Origin of the sequence: Plesiomonas sp. ZOR0011 (assembly GCF_000800945.1) — a bacterium.
GTDB classification, from domain to species: Bacteria; Pseudomonadota; Gammaproteobacteria; order Enterobacterales; family CAMTGL01; genus Plesiomonas; species Plesiomonas shigelloides.
Genome location: NZ_JRKB01000092.1, coordinates 25,497 through 51,684 on the forward strand (window position 1 = coordinate 25,497; position 26,188 = coordinate 51,684).

The window sequence follows — 26,188 nt, forward strand, 5'->3', positions numbered from 1 at the left end:
TTCTTTTTCTATCTTTGAGTCGGGCGTTTTAAAAAAGAACAAGGCAGCGAAATGCTGCCTTGGAAAGAATGGGTTTACATTTGCTGGCTATTTACTGGCTCAGTACGGCCAATAACCAGTCTCATTACGCATCAGCGAAAGGGTTATTCGCGCTCATGCATGGCGTGAAATTCACGCTGGGTTTCACCGGTGTACAGCTGACGTGGACGTGCGATACGCAGTGCACTGCCTTCACTGTGCATTTCATTCCAGTGCGCAATCCAACCAACGGTACGGGCAATCGCGAAGATAACCGTAAACATTGAGGTTGGGATACCCATCGCTTTCAGGATAATACCGGAATAGAAATCGACGTTCGGGTAGAGTTTCTTCTCGATAAAGTACGGATCAGACAGCGCAATGCGCTCCAATTCCATCGCCACATCTAACAATGGATCTTGGATATTCAGCGTCTTCAATACTTCATGGCAGGTATCGCGCATTACGGTGGCGCGTGGGTCATAGTTTTTGTAAACGCGGTGACCAAAGCCCATCAGACGGAATGGGTCATTCTTGTCTTTGGCGCGGGCGATAAACTCAGGAATACGCTCTACCGAGCCGATTTGCATCAGCATATTCAGACAGGCTTCGTTAGCACCACCGTGAGCCGGTCCCCACAACGAGGCAATCCCCGCCGCAATACAGGCAAATGGATTGGCACCGGAAGAACCCGCGGTACGCACCGTTGAGGTTGACGCATTTTGTTCGTGGTCAGCGTGCAGGATCAGGATCTTATCCATTGCGCGCGCCAATACTGGATTGACTTCATATTCTTCACATGGTGTAGCGAACATCATGTACAGGAAGTTGGCGGCGTAGGAGAGATCGTTGCGTGGGTAAATGAAAGGCTGACCGATAGAATACTTGTAACACATGGCCGCAAGAGTAGGCATCTTAGATAGCAGACGGAACGCCGCAATGGCGCGGTGATCGTCGTTATTGATATCCAAAGAGTCATGGTAGAACGCGGCTAACGCACCGCTCACCCCGCACATAACCGCCATTGGGTGGGCGTCGCGACGGAAACCGTGGAAGAAGCTGGAGATCTGTTCGTGCACCATGGTGTGGCGTTTGACGGTATGGATGAAGCGTTCATACTGCGCTTTGGTTGGTACTTCGCCGTACAGCAGGATGTAACACACTTCCAGGTAGTCAGATTTGTTCGCCAGTTGGTCAATCGGGAAACCACGGTGCAGCAGCACACCAATATCGCCATCGATATAGGTGATTTTTGATTCGCAGGCAGCGGTGGACATAAAGCCGGGATCGAACGTGAACAGGCCGTGAGCGCCCAGCGGACGTACATCGACCACATCGTTTCCTAATGAGCCTTTATACACAGGTAACTCGATGGACTCACTGTCGCTCAATCGCAGAGTGACTTTTTGTTCTGCCATAACATTCTCCTTTGCTCTTATTTTTTGTCCTGATGCAGATCTAGCTTTGTGGTTGAGTTACCAGTGGTGTGTTGAGCCAATGCACGTTACGTCACCAAGCTAGTCCGAATTTTCCTCTTTCCAATGTTGCACAACTTAACAGGGAGGAAAAGAGGTATCTGGATAAACTTTGCACACCAGTCGAATTCGGGTGAGTATTTTGTAACCGACGCTTAGCATACATGTCAATTTGCTTTGCTGTATTTATAAAAAGAGCAAAACACGGTCTATGTCTCATAGTTTGTTTAAAAATTATTAACAACTCTTTCCTGAATTGTAATGAATGATGGTGAAAAGTATACTTGGCTCGGGTCTTCAGGTTAATGAAAGTATTGCCTAAATGTAAATGGATTTGGCGTTGCAGGCGTATCACCACCCAACACACCTCGCCCGGCGGTATGCTGAAACGCAAAAATGACTCCTGTTTACCCGGTAACTTTCAATAACCTGAAGGTTAGATAAGGAAAACAAACAGAGCTCAATGGAGCGGCGTGGGCAGAACCGTGAATAAGCAAAGACCTGTTAATCTTGATCTGAAAACGATCAGCTTCCCGATAACCGCAATCGCCTCGATTCTCCATCGGGTGAGCGGTGTCATTACCTTCATCGCATTGGGGATCTTGTTATGGCTGTTGTCCCTGTCGCTCTCCTCTGAGCAAGGGTTCGCACAGGCGCAAGCCATTACCGATACCTTCCTTGTTAAATTCATTTTGTGGGGCATTTTGACAGCGCTGGCCTACCATGTGGTTGGCGGGGTACGTCACCTATTAATGGATTTAGGTTTTGGTGAAGAAAACTTGGCGGTTGCCAGCCGCAGTGCGCGGATTGCTTTTGCCATTACCATCGTTTTATCACTGCTTGCGGGGGTGCTGGTATGGTAACGAATGCCACTGCGTTTGGCCGAAGCGGCGTGCAAGATTGGATCTTGCTGCGAGCCACCGCCATCATCATGACGTTGTACATCCTCTATTTATTAGGTTTCATCGTTTCCGCCCCGGAAATGACATACGGGATCTGGAAGAACTTCTTTACCTTTGGCATCACGCAAGTGTTCACCATTTTGGCTGCCGTGTGTGTGCTGGTTCATGCCTGGATTGGACTTTGGCAGGTGTTAACCGATTACATCAAACCGGTCGCTTTACGACTGGTTTTGCAGTTTGTGGTGGTGTTGGTACTGATGGTGTACCTGATTTCCACAGTCGTTATTGTGTGGGGGGCTTAAGGTGAATATAACAACAAAAGAATTTGATGCAGTCGTGATTGGTGCAGGTGGTGCTGGCATGCGCGCAGCGCTGCAGATTTCCCAGTCAGGTTTGAGCTGTGCGCTAATCTCAAAAGTTTTCCCAACCCGCTCCCATACCGTATCGGCACAAGGTGGGATCACCGTGGCGCTGGGCAATGCCCATGAAGATAACTGGGAATGGCACATGTACGATACGGTAAAAGGCTCTGATTACATCGGGGACCAAAATGCCATCGAATATATGTGTAAAACCGGCCCAGAGGCGATTTTAGAGCTGGAGAACATGGGCTTGCCCTTCTCCCGTTTTGATAATGGCCGCGTCTATCAGCGTCCTTTTGGTGGCCAATCAAAAAATTTCGGTGGTGAGCAGGCGGCGCGTACGGCAGCGGCCGCTGACCGTACTGGACATGCGTTATTGCATACCCTGTATCAACAGAATATCAAAAATAAAACCACCATTTTCTCTGAATGGTATGCATTGGATCTGGTGAAAAACCAAGATGGCGTGATCCAAGGCTGTACGGCAATTTGTTTGGAAACCGGTGAAACCGTCTATTTCAAAGCCAAAGCGACAGTGCTGGCCACGGGTGGGGCTGGGCGGATTTTCGCCTCGACCACCAACGCCCACATTAATACCGGTGATGGCGTCGGGATGGCGGTACGCGCTGGGGTGCCGTTACAAGATATGGAAATGTGGCAATTCCACCCAACTGGGATTGCCGGTGCGGGCGTGCTGGTTACTGAAGGTTGTCGCGGTGAAGGCGGCTACCTGCTGAATAAGCACGGTGAACGCTTTATGGAGCGTTATGCGCCGAATGCCAAAGACTTGGCCGGTCGTGATGTGGTCGCGCGCTCTATGATGATTGAAATTCGTGAAGGGCGTGGCTGTGACGGTCCGTGGGGGCCGCATATCAAGCTCAAACTCGATCATTTGGGTAAAGAGGTTCTGGAATCTCGCCTGCCTGGGATCTGTGAATTGTCACGCACCTTTGCCCATGTCGATCCGGTCAATGAGCCGATTCCGGTGATCCCAACTTGTCACTATATGATGGGCGGGATCCCGACTCAGGTTAGTGGGCAAGCGGTGGGACAAACCGCGGATGGGCGTGATGTCGATATCCAAGGATTGTTTGCGGTCGGTGAGATTGCCTGTGTATCAGTACACGGGGCGAACCGTCTGGGAGGGAACTCGCTGCTGGATCTGGTGGTCTTTGGCCGAGCAACCGGTTTGCACCTTGGTGAAACGCTGGCGGCGCAAAGTGAAGCGCGTGCGGCCAGTGAGTCAGATATCGAGGCATCGTTGGCGCGCGTGAATCGCTGGAACAGTACCCGTAACGGCGAAGATCCAGTGCAAATCCGTAAAGATCTGCAAAGCTGCATGCAGCGAAATTTCTCGGTATTCCGTGAAGGTGCGGCGATGGCTGAGGGGCTCGAAGAGCTCAAAACCATTCGTGAGCGCCTGAAGACCGCACGTTTGGATGATACATCCTCTGACTTTAATACCCAGCGGGTAGAGTGTCTGGAGTTGGATAACCTGATGGATACGGCTTATGCCACCGCGCTGGCGGCTAACTTCCGTACCGAAAGTCGTGGCGCGCATTGCCGCTTTGACTACCCAGATCGTGATGATCAGCAGTGGCTGTGCCACTCTCTGTACAATCCGGTCACCGACAGTATGAGTCGTCGTCAGGTTAACATGGAGCCGACATTGCGTCCGGCCTTCCCTCCGAAAGCACGTACCTACTAAGGGAATAAGGAGTCAGGGTATGCAAGTGCAGTTTTCGATTTACCGCTATAACCCGGAAACCGATAAGGCGCCTTATATGCAAACGTTGCGCCTGGAAACGGAAGATGGGCGAGACATGATGGTGCTGGACGCGCTTATCAAGTTAAAAGAACAGGACCCGACCTTAGCCTTTCGCCGTTCGTGCCGTGAAGGGGTGTGTGGATCCGACGGCATTAACATGAACGGCAAAAATGGGCTGGCCTGTATTACGCCGTTATCGGCGTTGACGGGCAGTGGTCAACAGACCATTGTGATCCGGCCATTGCCGGGCTTACCCGTGATCCGTGATTTGATTGTCGACATGGGCCAGTTTTATACCCAGTACGAGAAAATTAAACCGTACCTGATTAACGATGGTAAGCAGCAGCCTGAACGTGAGTTTATTCAGACGCCTGCACAGCGTGAGCATCTCGATGGTTTGTATGAGTGCATCTTGTGTGCCTGTTGCTCGACCTCGTGCCCGTCGTTCTGGTGGAATCCGGACAAATTTGTCGGTCCTGCCGGTTTACTGGCAGCATACCGTTTCCTGATTGACAGTCGTGACACCGCCACAGCAGAGCGTTTGGCTGATTTAGATGATGCTTTCAGTGTATTCCGCTGCCATGGAATTATGAATTGCGTTAATGTATGTCCTAAAGGATTAAATCCTACCAAAGCAATTGGACATATTAAGTCTATGCTGTTGCAAAAAGCGGTTTAAGTACGGTAAGCCATCAGTCGGATAGGGTAAATAGACGGAACGGTTCAGCCGATTAAGCGCACAAAAGATTGTGATATGTTGCGCGCTGATTGAAATTGTTGAACGAATACGTTAACTATCTGCGGTGAAAGCAAAAAGAAGAGAGCTCGGGTTTCCCGTCCGAGCACCATACCGGCTCTCGGTGAACGTCAGGGTATCCACATCCGGTCGGCTCACCGAGTTTCGGTATAAAACACCACGGCAAAACAACAAAATATATAAAAGGGATTAAGATGGAAAACGGAGTCATTCAGGACTGGTTGGACTCTTCCCCGCTGGCGGGCGCCAACCAAACCTATATCGAACAACTCTATGAAGATTACCTCACAGATCCTGCCTCGGTAGATGAGAACTGGCGGGCTATTTTTGATAGCTTGCCTGTCGTGAGTGTGGCCGCTGAGCAGCCCCATTCTCGGGTACGCGACTATTTCCGCAAACTGGCCCAAGAGCCAGCGCGTTACCGTCATACCCAAGCCGATCCTGAGGCTGACGTTAAACAGGTGCGGGTTCTGCAACTGATTAACGCATTCCGTTTTCGCGGTCATCAGCAGGCCACACTGGATCCGCTGGGGCTGTGGAAGCAAGACCCTGTCGCTGATCTTGACCCTGCATTCCATAACCTGACCGCCGATGATTTTGGCTCCGTCTTCAATGTCGGCTCTTTTGCTTGTGGGCAAGAGAGTCTGCCGTTATCTGCACTCTACCAAGCGCTGAATGAAACCTATTGTGGCTCGGTGGGCGCAGAGTACATGCACATCACCAGTACTGAAGAAAAACGTTGGATTCAGCAGCGTCTGGAGTCGGTACAAGGTAAACCTGAATTTACGCCACTGGAACAGCGTACCTTCCTGTCAGAATTGACCGCCGCAGAAGGTCTTGAGCGTTATATTGGGGCGCGTTTCCCGGGCGCGAAGCGTTTCTCGCTGGAAGGTGGCGATGCCATGATCCCGCTGGTTAAAGAGCTGATCCGTGGCTCGGCCCAGCATGGTGCCCGTGAAGTGGTGCTGGGAATGGCGCACCGTGGCCGCTTGAACATGCTGGTTAACGTGCTGGGTAAAAAACCGGCAGACTTATTTGATGCTTTTGCCGGTAAGCATGATGAAGGCTGGGGCACTGGGGATGTGAAATATCACCAGGGTTTCTCGTCTGACTTTGCCACCGAGCATGGCACCGTGCACTTGGCGTTGGCGTTTAACCCATCGCACCTTGAGATTGTAAATCCAGTGGTCGTGGGCTCAGTGCGTGCACGCCAGGATCGCTTAGGCGATCATGAGGGCAGCACGGTATTACCGATCACCATTCATGGCGATTCGGCGATTGCCGGTCAAGGGGTGGTGCAAGAAACCTTTAACATGTCGCAGGCACGAGGTTACAAAGTGGGCGGCACCATTCGGATTGTGATTAACAACCAGATTGGTTTTACCACCTCGAACCCGAAAGATACGCGCTCGACACAATACTGCACTGACATTGCCAAAATGGTGCAGGCACCGATTTTCCACGTTAATGCCGATGATCCTGAAGCGGTCGCGTTTGTGGCTCGTTTGGCGTTGGATTATCGCTTTACCTTCAAGCGTGATGTGATGATTGATCTGGTTTGTTATCGCCGTCATGGCCATAACGAAGCGGATGAGCCGAATGCTACGCAGCCGCTGATGTACCAGAAGATCAAAAAGCATCCGACCCCACGTAAGATTTATGCCGATCGACTCATCGAAAGTGGCCTGATTTTGCAAGAAGATGCCACCGAAATGGTCAATAACTATCGCGATGCGCTGGATAAAGGCGATTGTGTGGTGCCAGAGTGGCGTCCGATGCAGATGCACTCGGTTGACTGGGCGCCGTACTTGAACCATGAGTGGGATATGGCGTATCCGGCAGGGGTGGAATTATCCCGCTTGCAGGATTTGGGGCGTCGCGTTTGTCAGTACCCAGAAAGTCATGTACTGCATCCCCGCGTAGAAAAAATTTATGCCGATCGCCGCGAAATGAGCGAAGGCCTGCGTCCACTGGATTGGGGCTTTGCCGAAACACTGGCGTATGCCACATTGTTGGATGAGTCTGTGAACGTACGCCTGTCTGGGCAGGATGCTGGGCGCGGTACTTTCTTCCATCGTCACGCGGTATTACACAACCAAAACGATGCCAGCATTTATCAGCCTCTGACGCATATCCATAATGGCCAAGGCAAATTCGAAGTCTGGGATTCCGTGCTGTCAGAAGCGGCGGTGCTGGCTTTTGAATACGGTTATGCCACGGCAGAGCCGCGCTCGCTGGTCATTTGGGAAGCGCAGTTTGGTGATTTTGCCAACGGCGCTCAAGTGGTGATTGATCAGTTCATCAGCTCGGGTGAGCAAAAATGGGGTCGGATGTGTGGTGTGACACTGCTGTTACCACACGGCTACGAAGGCCAAGGCCCAGAGCACTCGTCGGCCCGTTTAGAGCGTTATTTACAGCTGTGCGCCGAGCAAAATATGCAGGTGTGCGTGCCGTCAACGCCAGCGCAGGTTTACCATATGCTGCGTCGCCAGATGGTTCGTCCAATGCGTCGTCCGCTGGTGGTTATGTCTCCGAAATCCTTGCTGCGCCATCCACTGGCAGTTTCTAGCCTCGAAGAGTTGGCCAACGGGCAATTCTTGCCTGCGATTGGCGAGATTGATGCGTTGGATCCGGCCAAGGTGCGTCGCGTGGTGCTGTGCTCCGGTAAGGTGTACTACGACTTGCTGGAACAGCGCCGTAAGAATGAACAGACTGACGTGGCGATTATCCGGATTGAACAACTGTATCCGTTCCCATACGAGAGCGTGCGTGCACTGCTCAGTGCCTACGCCCACGTGACCGATTATGTCTGGTGCCAAGAAGAGCCGTTGAACCAAGGTGCCTGGTATTGCAGTCAGCATAATCTGCGTCAGGTGATCCCGGCGGGGGCGACACTGAATTATGCTGGTCGTCCGGCATCCGCGTCACCGGCGGTCGGTTACATGTCACTGCATACCCAACAACAAAAGAACCTGGTTGACGATGCCTTGCGCACGGAATAAGAACAAATAACGAAGGATTTTTTATGAGCAGCATAGATATTTTAGTTCCGGATCTGCCTGAATCCGTTGCCGATGCCACCATCGCAACCTGGCATAAAAAACCGGGTGATAGCGTCGCGCGTGACGAAGTGATCGTCGAAATCGAAACCGACAAAGTGGTACTGGAAGTCCCGGCAACCGATGATGGCGTGCTGGACGTGGTGCTAGAAGAAGAAGGGGCGACTGTTACCGGTCGTCAGCTGATTGGTCGTGTGCGTCCGGTTGCTGTGGCCGGTGAACCGACCGCCGCCAAACTGTCGGAACCGGTGGCGACTCCGGCGCAGCGCCATACTGCCGCGCTGACTGAAGAAAGCTCCGATGCGTTAAGTCCTGCGGTGCGCCGTATGGTCGCGGAGCACAATCTGGACCCTGCCAAAATCAAAGGCTCTGGTGTTGGTGGCCGCATTACGCGTGAAGACGTAGAAAAATATGTCACTGAGATGCGCAAAGCCCAGCCTGCGGCGGCGCAAGCGCCTACCGCAGTTGCCGCTGCGCCAGCATTGCTGGCCGGTCGCAGTGAAAAACGTGTGCCAATGACCCGTTTGCGTAAGCGTATCGCTGAACGCTTGCTGGAAGCCAAAAACACCACCGCAATGTTGACGACCTTCAATGAAGTCAATATGAAGCCAATCATGACGCTGCGTAAGCAGTATGGTGAGGTGTTTGAGAAGCGCCACGGTGTGCGTTTGGGCTTTATGTCGTTTTATGTGAAAGCGGTGGTTGAGGCGTTAAAACGCTTCCCAGAAATCAATGCCTCGATTGATGGCGACGATATCGTGTATCACAACTATTTTGATCTCAGCATGGCGGTCTCTACGCCACGTGGTCTGGTAACGCCGGTACTGCGTGACTGCGATACATTGAGTCTGGCGGATATCGAAAAGAGCATCAAAGTGTTGGCTGAGAAAGGTCGTGACGGCAAGCTGACCGTGGACGACCTGACCGGTGGTAATTTCACCATTACCAATGGCGGGGTGTTTGGCTCCCTGATGTCAACGCCAATCATTAACCCGCCACAAAGTGCGATTCTGGGTATGCATGCCATCAAAGATCGCCCTATGGCGGTAGACGGTAAGGTTGAGATCCTGCCGATGATGTATCTGGCACTGTCTTATGATCACCGTTTGATTGATGGTCGTGAGTCCGTCAGCTTCTTGGTGGCGGTGAAGGATCTGTTGGAAGACCCAACCCGTTTACTTCTGGACGTATAAGCGATATCGGGCCCGGAACCCGAGAAGAGCCCGGGCCCAGTTTCAGTGGTGACCCCCTAGGACAATATAACTAACATGGATAGAGCATCATGAATTTGCACGAATATCAGGGTAAGCAGCTGTTTGCTCAGTATGGTCTGCCCGTATCAGAAGGCTATGCCTGTAGCAGCCAGCATGAAGCGGTTGAGGCAGCTGATAAAATTGGCGGTGACCACTGGGTGGTAAAATGTCAGGTTCATGCGGGTGGACGTGGCAAAGCGGGCGGCGTGAAGCTGGCGCGCTCTAAGGACGAGATCCGTGAGTTTGCCCAGAAATGGTTGGGTAAAAATCTGGTCACGTACCAGACTGATGCCAAGGGGCAACCCGTTAACAAGATCTTGGTCGAAAGCTGCACCGATATCGCCAAAGAGCTGTATCTAGGCGCTGTGGTCGATCGCGCGAGTCGTCGTGTGGTGTTCATGGCGTCAACGGAAGGCGGCGTGGAAATTGAGAAAGTGGCCGCTGAAACGCCGGAGCTGATCCATAAAGCGGCGCTTGATCCTATCTGTGGTCCACAGCCTTACCAAGGTCGTGAGCTGGCATTTAAGCTGGGATTAACCGGCGATCAAATCCGTCAGTTCACCAAGATTTTCATGGGCCTCGGTCAGCTGTTTTTGGATAAAGATCTGGCTCTGATTGAAGTCAACCCATTGGTGATCACCGCGCAGGGCAATCTGCACTGTCTGGATGCCAAAGTGGTGGTGGACTCCAATGCGCTCTATCGCCAACCGCAACTGCGTGAGATGCAAGACCCATCTCAGGAAGATGCACGGGAAGCGCATGCCGCACAGTGGGAAATCAACTATGTGGCGCTGGAAGGCAATATCGGTTGCATGGTCAATGGCGCCGGTCTGGCCATGGGCACCATGGATATCGTGAAATTGCACGGCGGCGCACCAGCAAACTTCCTTGATGTGGGCGGTGGCGCAACCAAAGAGCGTGTTACCGAAGCGTTTAAAATTATTCTGTCCGACGCTAATGTCAAAGCGGTACTGGTGAATATCTTTGGCGGTATTGTCCGTTGCGATTTGATTGCCGACGGTATTATTGGCGCCGTAGAAGAAGTGGGCGTGAGCATTCCGGTGGTGGTACGTTTGGAAGGCAACAATGCCGAGCTGGGAGCCAAGAAATTGGCTGACAGTGGTTTGAATATCATCGCAGCAACCAGTTTGACCGATGCTGCACAGCGTGTCGTTCATGCAGCGGAGGGCAAATAATGTCTATTCTGATTGATAAAAATACCAAGGTTATTTGCCAAGGTTTTACCGGTGGACAAGGCACGTTCCACTCTGAGCAAGCGCTGGCATACGGCACTCAGCTGGTTGGGGGGGTATCACCGGGTAAAGGCGGGACTTATCATCTGGGATTGCCGGTATTTAATACCGTGCGTGATGCGGTCGAAACGACGGGGGCGACCGCCTCGGTGATTTACGTTCCGGCACCGTTTTGTAAAGATGCCATCTTGGAAGCTATCGATGCTGGGATCCAGTTGATCGTCTGTATCACGGAAGGGATCCCGACGCTGGATATGCTGCAGGTGAAAGTGCGTCTGGAGCAAACTGGCGTGCGCATGATTGGGCCAAACTGTCCGGGCGTGATCACTCCGGGTCAGTGCAAGATTGGTATCATGCCGGGTCATATTCACCTGCCGGGCCGTGTTGGGATTGTTTCGCGCTCCGGTACGCTGACGTATGAAGCGGTTAAGCAGACCACCGATGAAGGTTTTGGTCAGTCTAGCTGTGTTGGTATCGGTGGCGACCCGATCCCAGGTTCGACCTTTATCGATATTTTGCGTTTGTTCCAAGACGATCCGCAAACCGAAGCGATTGTGATGATTGGTGAGATTGGCGGCAGCGCGGAAGAAGAGGCGGCGGCTTTTATCAAAGCGAATGTCACTAAACCGGTGGTGTCTTACATCGCGGGTGTTACTGCGCCAAAAGGCAAACGTATGGGCCATGCGGGGGCGATTATCTCTGGCGGCAAAGGCACGGCGGATGAAAAATTCGCTGCGCTGGAAGATGCGGGCGTGAAAACCGTGCGTTCACTGGCTGATATTGGTCAGGCACTGCGTCAGGTCACGGGCTGGTAAGCGTTATGCCCTGAGCCGAGAAGCTGTATTGTGATATAAAAAAACCGGCGTGATGCCGGTTTTTTTATATGCTGTTTGCGCGTTGTTTTACGAATGGTTTGTCTGTCGCTTGATAGTACAACGGTTAAACCGCAAAGACCGAATCTCACGCACGCTGTTTTTTCAGCAGGCTGAGCATGAAAAGCGCAGCGGAGCAGATGACCACCGAAGGGCCGGCTGGCGTGTCATAAAACCACGATAACAGCAAGCCACCGGTGACCGACAGCATCCCGAACAGTGATGCAGTGAAGGCCATTTGCTCAGGCGTGCTGGCAAAACGGCGTGCGGTGGCTGCCGGAATAATCAGTAAAGAGGTGATGATCAAAGCACCGACAAACTTCATCGCCAAACCAATAGTCACCGCGGTGGTCAGCATCAATAGCAGGCGCATGCGGTTGAGGTTAATGCCATCCACAAAGGCTAATTCTGGGTTAATGGTGACAGACAGCAGTGCGTTCCATTGCCAGCACAACACGCCCAGCACTAACGCTGCGCCTAGACCAATCCACGCAATATCTTGCCATGTGATAGCCAGCAGATCGCCAAACAGGTAGGCCATCAAATCAACCCGCACATCAGACATCAAACTCACGGTCACCAAACCGAGCGACAAACTGCTGTGCGCCAATATTCCCAGTAGGGTATCGACTGCCAGTTGAGGTTTATGCTCCAGCCATACCAGTACGCCCGCTAAGGTTAAGGTTAACCCCAAGATAGTGATGTATGGATTGACATCCAGCAGCAAGCCAAGTGCCACCCCTAACAAAGAGGCGTGCGCCAAGGTATCGCCAAAATAGGCCATGCGCCGCCATACCACGAACGAGCCCAGCGGGCCGGTGGCGAGGGTGAGCAACATACCGGCCAGCCAGCCGGGTAATAAAATCTCAATCATGGCGGCATCCTTGATGATGAGTATGGATAACCTGACCATTTAACGCATGGCGATGATCATGATGGTGTTGATACAACGCCAGTTTGCCCGGCAACTGACGGCCAAACATCGAGATAAACTCAGGGTGATGCGAGATATCCTCTGGTGCGCCCGAGCAGCAAATATGCTGGTTGAGACACAGCACCTCATCGGTTTTCGCCATCACCAGATGCAAATCATGCGACACCATCAGTACCCCACAGCCGAGCTCATCGCGCAGAACAGTGATCAAATCGTACAGTGCCGCTTGGCCGTTCACATCCACCCCTTGCATCGGTTCGTCCAGTACCAGCAGATCCGGTTTGTTCATCAGGGCTCGTGCGAGCAGCACGCGCTGGGTTTCCCCACCGGAGAGCTTTTGCATCGGTTGTTCGAGCAGGTGCAACACATTCACTTTACTGACTGCGCTTAGCATCTCTTCCGGATTTGCCGTCTTTTTCAGCGCCAAAAAGCGCCGCACGGTCAGGGGAAGGGTAGCATCGAGGTGCAGCTTTTGAGGTACGTAGCCGATTTTGAGATTACCTGCGCGCACGATTTGTCCGGCGCTCGGCGCCAATAAGCCAAGGACGACCCGAACCAAGGTCGATTTTCCCGCGCCATTCGGGCCGAGTAGGGTAACGATGTGGTTTTTCTTGATGTTGAGCGAAATGTTGTTCAGCACTTTTCGCTCACCCAAAACGACATCAATGTGATGAAGCTCAATGAGTGTTGACATGGTGTCTGTATGACCTGAGTGATCGCTATTCGGCACGGTGTGTGGCGATAAAATAAGTATGATCAAAAAATGTGATGTTATATTATAACAAAATTACATTGGGTACTCGAAAGGTTTTTGTATGATTAAGCGCATTTTTCTACTCAGTTTTTTGGCGTTACTGCCGATACAAAGTTTTGCCTCGGTGTTGGTATCAGTGCGGCCGTTAGGTTTTATCGCCGCGGCGATTGCTGATGGTGTCACGGATACCGAAGTTTTGCTGCCTAATGGTGCGTCTCCCCATGATTATGCGCTGCGTCCGTCCGATATTAAACGGATAAATAATGCGGATTTAGTGGTATGGGTGGGTGACGAGATGGAGCCTTTTTTAGTGAAGCCACTCACAGAAAAGGCGAATAATCAGCAAATAAAAGTAAAAAACTTATCTTCGGTCATGCCGTTATTGCGTCATGCTGACGATAATGATGAAGATGCGGAAGAGCATGGTGATGATCACGGTCATGCGCATGATCATGGTTCCACAGATTTACATGTCTGGATGTCACCTGAGATTGCTTTATATACAGCAGTCGCAATTTCTGAACGTTTGCAGGAACTTTTCCCAGAACAAAAAGACAAAGTGAAGGCAAATCTGCAATATTTTCAAACGCAGATTAACCATTTACCTGAAAAAATTGGTAGCATACTGAACCCAGTCAAGCAGCACGGTTATTTTGTGTTTCATGACGGGTACGGTTATTTTGAATCTTTTGCTGGCTTAAACAATGTTGGGCATTTCACCGTCAATCCGGTGATCACGCCGGGAGCTAGAACATTGAGCGAGATTAAGCAGAAGATAGAACAACATCAGGTTTCGTGCGTGTTTGCTGAACCCCAGTTCAGACCAGCAGTGATTGACGCTGTCGCGCGCGGCACCTCAGTCAATATAGGTACGCTTGATCCGCTCGGTGAGAAAGTTTCTCTCGGCAAGGACAGCTATGTGCAGTTTTTAGAGCAACTCTCCCAACAATACGCGAGTTGCCTGAGTAAATAAAAAAATTGGGGTAACAAAGTGCAAGAATTTGTCAGGTCAGTATCGCTAGCTCTTAACGGCCTGCCACGATTACATAAAGTGCTGCTGGGTATGCTCACCGCATTAACGTTGGCCGTTGCCGCGTGGAATCCGGTGTTGAACCATACTCCGCTTAAACGCGAAATTGCGCTGGATATTGAAACCCAGCGCGATTTGCAGCCGGAGGCAAGTGAGCCATTGGATCAGGTGATGCCAAATGATGCGCCCGAGCTGGAGCCAGAGAAAGATGATCTGGATAAAAAGCTCGAAGAGGCGGTACATGAGCACACCGTAGAAAGTGGTGAGACCCTCGGCAGCATTCTGACACAGTACGGCATTGATATGTCGGATGTGCATGCACTGACAAAAAGTAACCCCGAAGTTCAGCGTTTAGGGATTGGCCAAGAGCTGAGCTGGAAACTGGATGATGATGGTCTGCTCAAGCAATTGACTTGGGCGGTCAATAATCGTGAAACCCGCGTTTACGATCGTGCAGACAATGGTGCTTATAAGCGCACTGTTGAAACCATGCAAGGGACGTGGCAAAACGATCGCGTTGCAGGCACTATCGATGGTAGCTTCGTATCCAGCGCGAAAGCAGCCGGTTTGTCGACTCGTGAAATTCAGCAGGTTACCAAAGCGTTGCAGTGGCAGGTGGATTTTCGCAAGCTGAAAAAAGGCGATAAATTCAGTGTGCTGATGTCACGTGAGTTTTTGGACGGTAAAGTGACTGGCTCCGGTGAAGTCAAAGCAGTACGCTTGAACTCCTCTGGCAAAGACTATTACGCGATTCAGGCTGAAGATGGCCGCTTCTATAACCGTGAAGGTGCGGGCTTAGCCAAAGGTTTCCTGCGTCTGCCAACCTTAAAGCAGTATCGCATTTCATCGAATTTTAACCCACGTCGTCTGCATCCAGTAACGCGTCGTGTCGCGCCGCATAACGGTACTGACTTTGCGGCACCTATCGGTACACCGGTGCTGTCTATCGGTGATGGTGAAGTGGTGAAAGCCGGTTATCACCCGTATGCCGGTAACTATGTGGTGATCCGTTTAGGTCGTCAGTATCAGACGCGTTTCCTGCACCTGAGCAAGATTTTGGTCAAGCAAGGGCAGAAAGTGAAAAAAGGCGACCGTGTCGCGCTGTCGGGTAACACTGGGCGTTCAACCGGGCCACACATTCACTATGAATTCTTGCTGAACTCCCGTCCGGTGGATCCGATGAAGGTGAAACTGCCGATGTCAGATGGTTTGGCTGGTCAAGAGCGTCGTGCCTTCTTGGCGCGTACCAAAGAGTACCTGCCACAGCTGACGCTGGATTAATCAATCCGTTACGCATATCTCTCTACATGAAAAAAGCCCGCAGACTCTGCGGGCTTTTTTTATCTGCGCGTTCTATATCCCATGTTTTATCTGTGCTTGCTAGGCGAGCGGGTTATGCGAGAGCCGTAAACCGGCATAGCGCGACCAATACTCGACCAATATTAGCAAGTTGCGGCGGATAACAGATGTTCAGTGGGGATAAGTGTCGGAATATCCCAGGGGGAGAGTCTGCCCAGCCTTAAATGCTTAGAATCAGAATGTGAATTGCTGTAGTTAGGCTCAACTAAAAGTGGGTAAAGAGAAAATGGTCTTATCACGGAGAGTGAGTCGGTAAAAAAGAGGAGGTAAAAAAATTGACGTGGCAGGCCAGATGACGTGCCACGGGTGCCAATGACACCTTCGCTTGCTGCCGGGAGCATGGCCTAGGGGCCACACTCTCTGATAAATCGGTAGATATCATGAACGGACATAAAAATATCTAATACAGAGAGATTTATGTAACTCAATGTTCTGACTTAACCGTTTATACCAGTTTTGTAACGAATTTATTAGCATGCGCACCATGAGTTTTATCGTTTCAGCTACCTTTAGCTAATTTCTGCGAGACATGTTGCACAATCGTAGCGAGCGTGGTGGAGAGCTGAGTGACATGGATAGCGATTGAGCAGGGAAAGTTTGATCTTTGGCAAAAAATGCTTGCTATGAAACCCGTACAATAATGATAATGATAATATATCTTATTTAATCTTTTTGGCGATTTGAACATGGTGACGTTGGCTGAGTTGAAGGTGGGAGACAAGGCGCGCGTAGTCAATATGCAGCGTCTGGATCGCCCATTGCGTAAAAAATTGATGGTACTGGGAGTGCTGCCTTCCAGTGAGATCAACGTCGTGCGTTTTGCCCCGTTGGGCGATCCGTTACAGATTGAGATTTGCGGAGTCAATATCGCTCTGCGCCGTACCATTGCCGCAGGCATCGATGTTGAGGTTTTGGCATGAATTTTTCGTTGTTAACCGTTGGTAATCCGAACAGCGGTAAGACTTCCCTTTTTAACGGGTTAACCGGTGCGCGCCAGCAAGTGGGCAACTGGAGCGGTGTGACGGTTGAGAAAAAAACCGGTCACTGCAAAGTCGGTGAGCACCAACTTCAGATCACTGACTTGCCGGGGGTGTACTCGCTGTCAGGTGATAACGTTGATAGCGGTAAAGACGAGCAGTTGGCCACCATTGTGGTCGAGTCGATGCCGGCGGATGTGATTTTAAACATTGTTGATGCCTCTGCGCTGGAGCGTAGCCTGTATTTGACATTGCAGCTGTTGGAAACCGGACGTCCGGTGATTGTGGTGATCAACAAAACGGATGCGCTGGAGCGTAATCGCCAGCAGATCAATGTGCCATTGCTGTCGCAGATGTTGGGCTGTCCGGTGTTTGCCATTTCAGCGCATAACCATCAGCAGGTGATGCAGTTTCGTCGTGAGCTGGTGGATATGCTGGCGAATGGTGTGGCACCAACCAAACTGCAACTCGATTATGGTGAGGCGGTAGAAAACACTCTGCAACTGCTGGTGCCTTATTGCCCGCAGAATGAGCAAGCGAGTAGTCGCTCACTTGCGCTGCGCTTGTTAGAACATGACCGTTTGGTTGAAGGCCGTCTGAGTGCGGAAAACCAGACCTTGGTGGCGCAGCATTTACGGCATTTGGAGCAAGCGGTAGATACCGATTTGCAAATTGCTGACGTGCGTTACAGCTTTATCCATCATCTGTGCCAGAAAACCCGCAAACACGTGGGAATGGTGAGTCACAAAACCAGTGAGCGCATCGATAAGGTAGTACTGAACCGCTATTTGGGGCTGCCGATTTTCTTATTGGTGATGTACTTGATGTTTGTGTTCTCCATCAAGATTGGTAGCTCATTTATCGACTTTTTCGATATCTCAGTGGGCGCGTTGTTGGTCGACGGCACGCATCATCTGCTGGATGGTGTATTGCCAGTGTGGCTGGTGACGTTACTGGCAGATGGTTTTGGTGCCGGTATTCAGACCGTGGCGACCTTTATTCCGGTCATTGGCTGCTTGTATCTGTTCATGGCCATTCTGGAAGGCTCTGGTTACATGGCGCGCGCGGCGTTTGTGCTTGATAAGCTGATGCAGAAAATCGGGTTACCGGGGCGCTCGTTTGTACCGTTAGTGATCGGCTTTGGCTGTAACGTGCCGGCTATCATGGCAACCCGTACCCTGACACAAGAACGTGAGCGCTTGCTTACCGTGATGATGACGCCATTTATGTCGTGTGGCGCGCGTCTGCCGGTATATGCGTTGTTTGCCACGGCGTTCTTCCCATCATCGGCACAAAATGTGGTATTTGCGTTATACCTGATTGGTATTTTGGTGGCGGTCTTTACCGGTTTGCTGCTGCGTAAAACCTTGCTGCCGGGGATCAGTGAAAGCTTTGTGATGGATATGCCGGATTATGAGTGGCCGACACTGCGTAATATCGGGCTGAAAACTTGGCAAAAACTGAAAAACTTCGTGTTTGGTGCTGGTAAGACCATTGTGCTGGTCGTGGCCGCCTTGGGCTTCTTTAACTCACTGGGTACCGATGGTTCGTTTGGTAACCAAAATACAGAAAATTCTGTGTTGGCGCAGGTTGCGAAAGATGTGACGCCAGTTTTGGCGCCAATCGGTATTGAGAAAGATAACTGGCCGGCCACGGTCGGTATTATTACCGGGATCTTCGCCAAAGAAGCGGTCGTGGGTACGCTCAACGCGTTGTATAGCGGTGAACCGGCGGATGCTGGCGATGAGTACAACTTCTTTGCCTCGTTCAAAGAAGCGCTGCTGACAATCCCAGAAAATCTGCTTAGCATTAATCTGGCCGATCCACTCGATATCAGTGTGGGTGATACCTCGGATCGCACTGCGGCAGCAGAAGCACAGGAAGTGAATACTTCGACGTTTGATAAACTGTCACAGAACTTTGCTGGCCCTGCGGCAGCCTTTAGTTACTTGCTGTTTGTGCTGCTGTATACCCCATGCGTGGCGGCGATGGGCGCTTTTGTGCGCGAAGTCGGCCGTAACTGGGCGCTGTTTGTGGCGGGCTGGACCATGCTGCTGGCATATGTGGTGGGCACGTGGTTCTACCAAATCATGCACTTTAGCCAGCATCCGACACAAAGTGTGATGTGGTTGGCCATTACCGGTGGCATATTCCTCATCACCATTGCAGTCATGCGGGTTAAGGGAAGCCGTCAACAATCTCAACAGGTGAAATTGGCATGATCTTACAAGACCTGCGCGATCTTTTACAAAAACATGGCCGTATGACCCGTAAGGATCTGGCTCGTCAATTGAACAGCAGCGAAGATGGTGTTGATGCGATGCTGCAGGTATGGATGCGTAAAGGGCGGGTCAGTAAGGACGAGCAAAAAGTGTGCGGCGGTTCTTGCTGCGGCGCGGCGCAAGAGGTGTACTACCGTTGGCTCGATGCACAGGGCATTGCGCTAGTGGTGCGTCACTGAAGCTTGTGGCCACTTGAGTGGATTACGCGAATAAAAAACCGGCTGATTGGCCGGTTTTTTTATGCACTGCTCTGCGCTATATCTAATAGCTTTAACGGAATAACCGTAACAGCGTAACTGGATTAACCCAGAATATTAGGCCGCGATAAAGTCTGCGGTATCCGCCAGCGCTTGTTGTAACTTACGCATTTCGGCTTGTTGCTGCTCTTCACTGCGCCAGCTGGCGGTCAGACGACCCCATATCGGTGCTGGCCAGACGGGATCGCGACTAAAGCGCCCGACATGATGCAGGTGCAACTGTGGCACCATGTTCCCGATGGCGGCGATATTGAGCTTATCTGGCTGATAAAGCGCGTTGATGACGCGCGAAACAGCGCTTGATTCGCGCAGTAACTGGATTTGGTCGGCGTCGCTGAGTTCATAAATTTCGCGAATGCCCATCTGGCGCGGAACCAAGATGATCCATGGCAGTTGTCCTTCGCGGCACAGCAGCACGTCACTGAGTGGATAATGCCCAAGGCAAGTGGTATCTGCCGCCAGTTGTGGATGCAGTTGGAAAGTGGCATCAGTACTCATCGTCATTCCTATTCCCTGATAGACCGGCGGTTAGCTATTAGGCAGGATGTATAGCCGGTGTTGTCCTGTCGTATCATCGATAGCCCATTGTTCCAGAGGAACTGGGCGACTGAAATAGTAGCCCTGCGCTTTTTGTGCGCCCATTTTACGCAGTAACTCAGCTTCTTCGCGCTTTTCTACCCCTTCGGCCACCATCGGGACACTAAAACCGTGCGCCAGCTGCACCACCGAATTAAGCACTGCGGCGCAGTTTTGGCTATCAAGTAGGCCACTGACAAAAATGCGGTCAACTTTCAGGCAATCAAAACTCAGTTTGTACAGGTGTGACAGACTCGAGTAGCCGGTACCGAAGTCATCGATGGCGATGCGGATCCCGTGTTGGCGCAGTTCACGTAACCGCTCATCGATAAAGCTCAAGTTTTCAATCAACATGGACTCGGTGATTTCCAGCGTCAAGTTTGTCGCGGGTAGGCCGGCATCGTGCAGACATTGAGTCACCAGCTGGACGAAGTCCGCTTGCATGAGTTGCCGTACCGACAGATTAACGTGCAACTCGAAATTGGCTGGCCAGTGTTGCTCACGGATCTTATGCGCCACGGCGTGGCAAGCTTGCTGCAACACCCATGAGCCGAGCGGCAGGATCAAGCCGGATTTTTCCGCAATCGGGATAAACTGTGCCGGACTGACAAAGCCCAAGATCGGCGATTGCCAGCGGATCAGCACTTCAGCGCCAATAATGTGCTCACTATCAAGGGCAATAATCGGCTGATAATGCAGGTAGAGCTCATCTTGCTCGAGTGCATAATTGAGGTGGGTCAGAATTTGGGTTGAGAGCCCGACATTGGCATCCAGCGTTTTGTCGTAGGCAACGCCGGTGTTTTCCCCTTGCTTGCGCGCCGCTGACAGGGCAATGCTGGCCTGGGTGTAGGCCTCTTGCAATTTCGCTGCAGCAAAGGGGCGATTGAGATAACCCAGATTCACCGTGATTAAGACATCATCGTTGTGCAGTTTGAACGATTCGTAAAACACGTGGATCAGTTTGTGGTAGTCATATTCATGCGGCGTGAGATACGCCAGCATAAATTCATGATCAGCACTTTTAACGGCAATTACACTCAGATCCAGTTCTATGATGTATTGCTGTAAGCGCGCGCTGATCAGACGATACAGCTCATTGAGGCTGTCATCGCCAAGACTGTTTTTGATCACATCGGTGTTGTTGATGTTGACCAGCACCAGTCCGGATAGTGATGGCGCAGTGTGGCTATCGTCGGTGTATTGGTTATTCAGCCATTTTTTAAAGCCGGTACGATTCATCAACGCGGTATTGGCGTCATACTCGATGCTGTATTCCAACTCATGGAATGCATCGGACAGCGAGCGCGACATGTCATTAAAGGCTGTATTGAGCAGGCGAATTTCTTTCAGCTCAAACTGATCTTGTTTGACCGGTAACCACTGTTGGCGCGTTAACAGACGCGCAGCGTGGGCCACACTCAAGATTGGAGTGGTGACTTTTGATAATGCAAACCAAGTTAAAATCACGCCGCTAGCAAAGATGCACAGGATCCAAATAATCGTAGTACGGCGATCTTCATGCAGGCTACCAATCAAATCTTTTTCCGCGACGATAACGGCAACTTTCCAATTTTTCAGATTCAGTTCATTACCGACACTCATCATGCGGATGAAATACGTTTCACCGTTAAGTGTGAATGAGTGGGATTGATTGTCGGACACGGACATGAGTGGTGCAGCGACACGCACTAAGGGATTTTGACTTTGTTCAGGGCGTAATAGTTTCGGATCTTCCATCGAACTAAAATCAATAATGTTGCTTTTATGCTCGGTGAGCTCATCGGTGGAATGGGAAATAATCTGATTTTCTTCATTTAAAATCAGGATCACTGAATTACCAAGTCCGGCCACGTTGCGCAAGAAACGGTTAAATCCATTCAATTTAATATCAGACGTGATAATACCGATATAACGATTATCTTTATCGTAGGCGGGTGTGGAATAGGAGATAGTCACTCCGCGATTGGCATCATAATCTTGATAGGCTTTCGTCCACAGCGAGATTTTGCGGGTATCCGAATCGCGATACCAAGGGCGAACGCGTGGATCGTAAACATCAAATTTGTTCAAGATCGCAGAGGTTGGCTCCATATCGGTGTAGAACATTAATGCCCCGCCGGTGGTGCTGTCTTTTAAGGTCAGGGTATATTTATTTTTAACGATTTCACGGCTGACCCCGGCATAGTTACCGTCAGTGGTGCCGATGGCGACAAAACTTAACTGTGGAACATTGGTAAATACGCGACTAATTGTGTCGTAAAGGTGTGGCGTTATTTCGGTCAGGTTTTGTGTATTGATATGCGGTGCTGATTTTAAGCTGATGGCAATAACCGCATTGGCTTGTGGCGGTGCGCTCAGGTAATTATTCAGATCATTTCGTACTAATTGTGCCCACGTTGACGCAATACGCTCGCTTAAATCTTCGATCATCGCGGTTTCATTACGATATTGGATGATCATCGATACACCAAAAATCGCACTGATCGCTGTCAGAAATAAAATGGTGACAACAAGTTTTAATGATAAGCGGCCGGACAGCTTTGCAGACAAGGACATAATTAATACATGTATTCAGTACGAAGTCGCATTGATGAGATTATATTGCAGTAAACTATTATAGCACGTAAACCATTTATTTTTTTGCGGCTATTTTCGGAATTTAGAGTTTTGCTATTTCTGTTTGGTATGCTTGGTGCCGTTGATAGCGAGTGAGGCGGTGTACGTTAAAACGGTGTGGCTAGATGGCGAGCAGAATTAGGCTGGCAAGGCTGCATGATTGCTCATATTGCTGGTAAAACGGCCATACCGACAGAAGAGTCCGGTATGGCGTGATTTGCTAAGGCGGCTGGTGTTGAAGCCGCTGATATAGAGCTTAAGCTATGCCGCCCGTAGAGGATGACTAGGATTACTGGGCGTCGACTACCGCAGATTCGACAATCATATCCAGCACCCAACGCTTAGAGGAGCCGTCGGCTGGAGGGTTTGCTACCTCGAACTCTTTGATACGCAGGCGGTAGCTGATCCCAGGCTCTGGCTCAAAGCCTTCGATGGTGCCGTAATAGTTTTGCCACGGTGCGTTGCTGTCTTCACGAATCTGCAGGCAAGATTGTGGCGCTACGCCCATGCACGGTTTGCGTTCGGCGGCAACATAGATAAATTTGGTTACGCCCTCAGCGAATGCGGGTTGAGCGCTAAATTGGTAACGGGTATCACCTTGGGTCAAGGTCAGCTGATTGTCCTTTAGGGAAATCGTCGGGCGGCTGGCCAAGAAGGTTGAGAACGCTTGCTCACGCTCCATGGCTTGTGGCTCACACATCATCATGCTGGCGGCCAGTTGTTTTACCACCAGTTGATTATTTTCGACACTGGCGGCGCCCATCATGCGGTTACAGCCGGCAAATGCTGCCAGATGACCTTGCTGGATATCCAGAGTGGCAGGTTTGCTGTCGGCGGAGTTGTTGGTCTGTTGCCAACGTCCGTCAATATTCTCGATGTGATTTTGCATGGTATTACATCCGGCCAGCAGGGCTACTGCGGTGATCAGCGAAAGAGAACGTAAATGCATCAGGCCACTCCCTAAAAATTTTATCCAAACGTTACTGAAATTTACTGCGCCATACTAGGCGACTTATGCTGAAAAAGTCCAATTCACAAGATAGTTACTCTAAAGCGGTAACGAATTGGTTGAAGTTTTACTGTAATAATGCAGAAAAGTGAGACAGTTACCGAGAGAGGCTAAATTGACGTCACTCTGTTTTGTATAAAAGGTAAAGGGATCATAACGTCAACGGCACAGCGAGGGTGAACGAAATGTGCGCCCAGAAAAAGGCCGAAAAGTACGGACAAGAATTGCAAAATTACAGATCCAACCTATCATAAGTCGGTTTTTATTAATGCCGGAATCCGCATGACACAGACACGAAAAGCCGAAGGGCATATACCGAAGTTTACGCTTGCAATGTTGCATCCGCGCTACTGGCCAGTCTGGCTGGGCTTGTTGCTGGTGGCATTAGTAGCTTTTTTACCCCACCGCATGCGTGATGCATTGGCTGCGAAGTTAGGCCATTTTGCTGGGCGTAAGGCCAAGCGGCAAAGGCGTCGAGCAGAAATTAATCTGGACTGCTGTTTCCCGGAGATGACAGCATCAGAACGCGCAAAGTTAGTCGATAAGACTTTCGCGACCGCAGCACAAGTGATGCTGGCAATGACCGAGTTGGCTCTACGCAGCAAATCATTTTTGGATAGTCGCACCCGTTTTATCGGCTTTGAGCATGTTGAACAGGTCAAAGCTTCTGGCCGAAACATCATTTTTATGGTGCCACATGCTTGGGCCATTGATTTTCCCGGTATCATTATGGCATCGAAAGGTATGCCGATCGCAGCGATGTTTAATCCCCATGATAACTTATTGGTCGATTGGATTTGGAACCGTGTTCGGCTGCGTTTTGGTGGTCGTTTGCATACGCGCCAAGACGGTATCAAGGCATTTTTGAGTTCGGTGCGCCAAGGCTATTGTGGTTACTATTTACCGGATCAAGACCACGGTGCGGAAAAAAGTGAGTTTGTGGACTTTTTTGCCACCTACAAAGCGACGTTGCCAGGCTTGGGTAAAATGATGAAGGTGTGTAATGCCGCGGTGATCCCGTTGTTCCCGGTGTACAACAGCCAAGAAGGCGTGTTTGAAATGCATATCCGTCCACCGATGGATGATTTGCAAGATGCCGATCCGGTAACAGCGGCTCGTCGAATGAATGAAGAGATTGAAATTTTAGTGAGGCCGAATCCTGAGCAGTATATTTGGTTCTTAAAGTTACTAAAAACACGGAAAGAAGGCGAGATCAGCCCTTATGAAAGTGAGTCTTTATAGCAAAACCAAGATAATGCTTTCTGGGGATAATTTAGCGCAAAATTGGCTGTTGATGCGATGAAAACGCTGTTGAATGTGGTGAGCCGGAGCGGCGCTCTGGTGTTATTGATGTTGGCTTTTACCTGCCGTGCGGCAGAAAGCAATGAGCCGAAAATTAGGTCACTGGCAGAGCCGGAGGGCCATCAGTTTGTTAAAGCGGTTACCCTGCGTGATACGGTGATCCAAACGGATATCGCGGGTGTACGCATGCCGGTGGCCACCTTGAACAAAGGACAATCCATAGATGTGGATGTGCAGCAGCCAGGGTTATATCAAGTACGCTTTGGTAACGCACAAGGGGATATTACACCTGCTGATGTGCGGATTTTGCAAAAAGACAAGATTGACCATTTGCTCGATGGCCTCATTGATCAGGCCAGTGATGAGATGGAAGTACACCAGAAAAATATCCTGACTAAAACGCGGGTGCCGGTGTATGACAGTATCTCGTATCAGCCAAAGGTGTTTGCCTATCTGAACAGCAACTTGCGTTATCCGGTGCTGGGTAAGATTCAGGACAGCAATAATGTCAGCTGGTATCTGGTTAATTTAGCCGATCAGCTCAAGTACCTGAAAAGCTCGGATGTCGAATTGGATCACGGGATCCCCGTCTTGACCTATCACCATCTGCTGACGAATGCGGAGAATAAGTATTTCCGCCATACCTCCACCACAACGTCGGATGCAGCCTTTAACAACCAGATGGCTTATCTCAAGCAAGCCGGTTACCAAACCCTGACCATGGAGCAGTTAGATGGCTATGTGCATGCCACCAATAATCTGCCGGCGCGGGCGGTGGTGCTGACCTTTGATGATGGTCTGAAATCTGTGTACAAGTATGCTTATCCGATTCTGAAAAAGTATGACTTGAACGCGGTGGCGTTTATCATTTCGTCTCGTATCAAGTATTTTCCCCAAAAGTGGGACCCGAATACGCTGCAATTTTTGAGTATTCAGGAGATTGATGCGATGTCGGATGTGTTTGAGATTGAATCCCATACCCACTTCTTGCATAAACGCGCGGCGACTCGCCATCCGATTTTGCTGTCTAAGTCTTATCACAATATCTATCGCGATTTTGTGCGCTCGAAAAAGGCGTTGGCCAAGTTTAACCATAACGCCGATTACCTGTCGTATCCGTTTGGTGGCTATAACAGCCGCGCGATTAAAGCGGCGAAAGAGGCCGGTTACCGTCTGGCGGTGACCACCGAGCAGGGGAAAGTGCAGGTACACGATAATCCGTACACCTTAAAGCGGGTGTATGTGCTGCGAACCGATCCGGTACAAGTCTTTGCCGAGAAAATTCGTAACTGATTTTGTGGATAGTGGATATCGGTGGAGTGTGGAGACGAAACCGCGGTTAAAGGCGACTCACTACACGGATTGGCAAATAT

Annotated in this window: 21 protein-coding genes; 15 read left to right on the forward strand and 6 right to left on the reverse strand. The window is 50.6% G+C overall.

From position 1 onward, the window contains the following. Nucleotides 1-143 precede the first annotated feature (143 nt). The gene (locus tag L975_RS15525; RefSeq protein ID WP_010864235.1) at nucleotides 144-1,436 is read right to left on the reverse strand and encodes a citrate synthase; all 1,293 of its coding nucleotides are present in this window, start codon (nucleotides 1,434-1,436) and stop codon (nucleotides 144-146) included. 530 nt (nucleotides 1,437-1,966) lie between these two features. Between L975_RS15525 and sdhC the strand changes: the two genes are divergently transcribed. The 8 genes from sdhC (at nucleotide 1,967) to sucD (ending at nucleotide 11,662) form a co-directional block, all read left to right on the forward strand. Continuing rightward, the gene (gene sdhC / locus L975_RS15530; RefSeq protein WP_010864234.1) at nucleotides 1,967-2,356 is read left to right on the forward strand and encodes a succinate dehydrogenase cytochrome b556 subunit; all 390 of its coding nucleotides are present in this window, start codon (nucleotides 1,967-1,969) and stop codon (nucleotides 2,354-2,356) included. Continuing rightward, nucleotides 2,350-2,697 carry a succinate dehydrogenase, hydrophobic membrane anchor protein gene (gene sdhD / locus L975_RS15535; RefSeq protein WP_010864233.1) on the forward strand — a complete coding sequence of 116 codons (348 nt, stop codon included), beginning with the start codon at nucleotides 2,350-2,352 and terminating at the stop codon, nucleotides 2,695-2,697. Before sdhC ends, sdhD begins: the two co-directional genes overlap by 7 nt. A gap of 1 nt (nucleotide 2,698) precedes the next feature. After that, nucleotides 2,699-4,465, forward strand: coding sequence for a succinate dehydrogenase flavoprotein subunit (gene sdhA, locus L975_RS15540; RefSeq protein ID WP_036769931.1), 1,767 nt, complete (start codon nucleotides 2,699-2,701; stop codon nucleotides 4,463-4,465). A gap of 19 nt (nucleotides 4,466-4,484) precedes the next feature. Beyond that, nucleotides 4,485-5,204 (forward strand): succinate dehydrogenase iron-sulfur subunit, encoded by a 720-nt coding sequence (locus tag L975_RS15545; protein WP_010864231.1) that lies wholly within the window; start codon nucleotides 4,485-4,487, stop codon nucleotides 5,202-5,204. Nucleotides 5,205-5,476: 272 nt separating this feature from the next. Continuing rightward, nucleotides 5,477-8,284: a 2-oxoglutarate dehydrogenase E1 component gene (sucA, locus tag L975_RS15550; protein ID WP_010864230.1), complete on the forward strand. Its 2,808-nt coding sequence runs from the start codon at nucleotides 5,477-5,479 to the stop codon at nucleotides 8,282-8,284. A 23-nt stretch (nucleotides 8,285-8,307) separates the two neighbouring features. Continuing rightward, complete coding sequence (gene odhB, locus L975_RS15555) at nucleotides 8,308-9,534, forward strand: 2-oxoglutarate dehydrogenase complex dihydrolipoyllysine-residue succinyltransferase (RefSeq protein WP_010864229.1); 1,227 nt, start codon at nucleotides 8,308-8,310, stop codon at nucleotides 9,532-9,534. Nucleotides 9,535-9,623: 89 nt separating this feature from the next. Beyond that, nucleotides 9,624-10,790, forward strand: coding sequence for an ADP-forming succinate--CoA ligase subunit beta (gene sucC, locus L975_RS15560; protein ID WP_039045542.1), 1,167 nt, complete (start codon nucleotides 9,624-9,626; stop codon nucleotides 10,788-10,790). After that, on the forward strand, nucleotides 10,790-11,662 hold the full coding sequence (gene sucD / locus L975_RS15565) for a succinate--CoA ligase subunit alpha (protein WP_010864227.1): 873 nt from the start codon (nucleotides 10,790-10,792) through the stop codon (nucleotides 11,660-11,662). The genes sucC and sucD overlap by 1 nt, the downstream gene beginning before the upstream one ends. Nucleotides 11,663-11,807: 145 nt before the next feature. Here the strand turns inward: sucD and znuB are convergent, their stop codons facing one another. Together znuB and znuC are read right to left on the reverse strand one after the other, a co-directional pair. Further along, a complete protein-coding gene (gene znuB, locus L975_RS15570; RefSeq protein ID WP_039045543.1) occupies nucleotides 11,808-12,593 on the reverse strand; it encodes a zinc ABC transporter permease subunit ZnuB in 786 nt (261 codons plus the stop codon). Further along, on the reverse strand, nucleotides 12,586-13,347 hold the full coding sequence (gene znuC, locus L975_RS15575) for a zinc ABC transporter ATP-binding protein ZnuC (RefSeq protein ID WP_039045544.1): 762 nt from the start codon (nucleotides 13,345-13,347) through the stop codon (nucleotides 12,586-12,588). Before znuC ends, znuB begins: the two co-directional genes overlap by 8 nt. Nucleotides 13,348-13,468: 121 nt before the next feature. On the opposite strand from znuC, the gene znuA reads away from it, so the two are divergent. From znuA to L975_RS15600, 5 genes are all read left to right on the forward strand, one after another. Beyond that, nucleotides 13,469-14,380: a zinc ABC transporter substrate-binding protein ZnuA gene (gene znuA, locus L975_RS15580; protein WP_039045545.1), complete on the forward strand. Its 912-nt coding sequence runs from the start codon at nucleotides 13,469-13,471 to the stop codon at nucleotides 14,378-14,380. A gap of 18 nt (nucleotides 14,381-14,398) precedes the next feature. After that, complete coding sequence (mepM, locus tag L975_RS15585; RefSeq protein ID WP_039045546.1) at nucleotides 14,399-15,718, forward strand: murein DD-endopeptidase MepM; 1,320 nt, start codon at nucleotides 14,399-14,401, stop codon at nucleotides 15,716-15,718. A gap of 764 nt (nucleotides 15,719-16,482) precedes the next feature. Continuing rightward, nucleotides 16,483-16,716 carry a FeoA family protein gene (locus tag L975_RS15590; RefSeq protein ID WP_156121235.1) on the forward strand — a complete coding sequence of 78 codons (234 nt, stop codon included), beginning with the start codon at nucleotides 16,483-16,485 and terminating at the stop codon, nucleotides 16,714-16,716. Beyond that, entirely contained in the window at nucleotides 16,713-18,995 is a 2,283-nt protein-coding gene (gene feoB / locus L975_RS15595; protein WP_047709257.1) for a Fe(2+) transporter permease subunit FeoB, read from the forward strand. Before L975_RS15590 ends, feoB begins: the two co-directional genes overlap by 4 nt. After that, a complete protein-coding gene (locus L975_RS15600; protein WP_010864220.1) occupies nucleotides 18,992-19,234 on the forward strand; it encodes a FeoC-like transcriptional regulator in 243 nt (80 codons plus the stop codon). The genes feoB and L975_RS15600 overlap by 4 nt, the downstream gene beginning before the upstream one ends. A gap of 135 nt (nucleotides 19,235-19,369) precedes the next feature. On the opposite strand, the gene L975_RS15605 is transcribed toward L975_RS15600, so the two are convergent. The 3 genes from L975_RS15605 to L975_RS15615 form a co-directional block, all read right to left on the reverse strand. Beyond that, a complete protein-coding gene (locus tag L975_RS15605) occupies nucleotides 19,370-19,816 on the reverse strand; it encodes an HIT family protein (protein ID WP_047709258.1) in 447 nt (148 codons plus the stop codon). Between the two features lie 24 nt (nucleotides 19,817-19,840). Continuing rightward, on the reverse strand, nucleotides 19,841-22,444 hold the full coding sequence (locus L975_RS15610) for an EAL domain-containing protein (RefSeq protein WP_039045548.1): 2,604 nt from the start codon (nucleotides 22,442-22,444) through the stop codon (nucleotides 19,841-19,843). A gap of 349 nt (nucleotides 22,445-22,793) precedes the next feature. Next, nucleotides 22,794-23,453, reverse strand: coding sequence for an META and DUF4377 domain-containing protein (locus tag L975_RS15615; RefSeq protein WP_052181537.1), 660 nt, complete (start codon nucleotides 23,451-23,453; stop codon nucleotides 22,794-22,796). A 342-nt stretch (nucleotides 23,454-23,795) separates the two neighbouring features. On the opposite strand from L975_RS15615, the gene lpxM reads away from it, so the two are divergent. Next, nucleotides 23,796-24,755: a lauroyl-Kdo(2)-lipid IV(A) myristoyltransferase gene (gene lpxM, locus L975_RS15620; RefSeq protein ID WP_039045549.1), complete on the forward strand. Its 960-nt coding sequence runs from the start codon at nucleotides 23,796-23,798 to the stop codon at nucleotides 24,753-24,755. Nucleotides 24,756-24,812: 57 nt separating this feature from the next. Further along, on the forward strand, nucleotides 24,813-26,108 hold the full coding sequence (locus tag L975_RS15625; protein ID WP_230400824.1) for a polysaccharide deacetylase family protein: 1,296 nt from the start codon (nucleotides 24,813-24,815) through the stop codon (nucleotides 26,106-26,108). The last annotated feature ends 80 nt before the right edge of the window (nucleotides 26,109-26,188 follow it).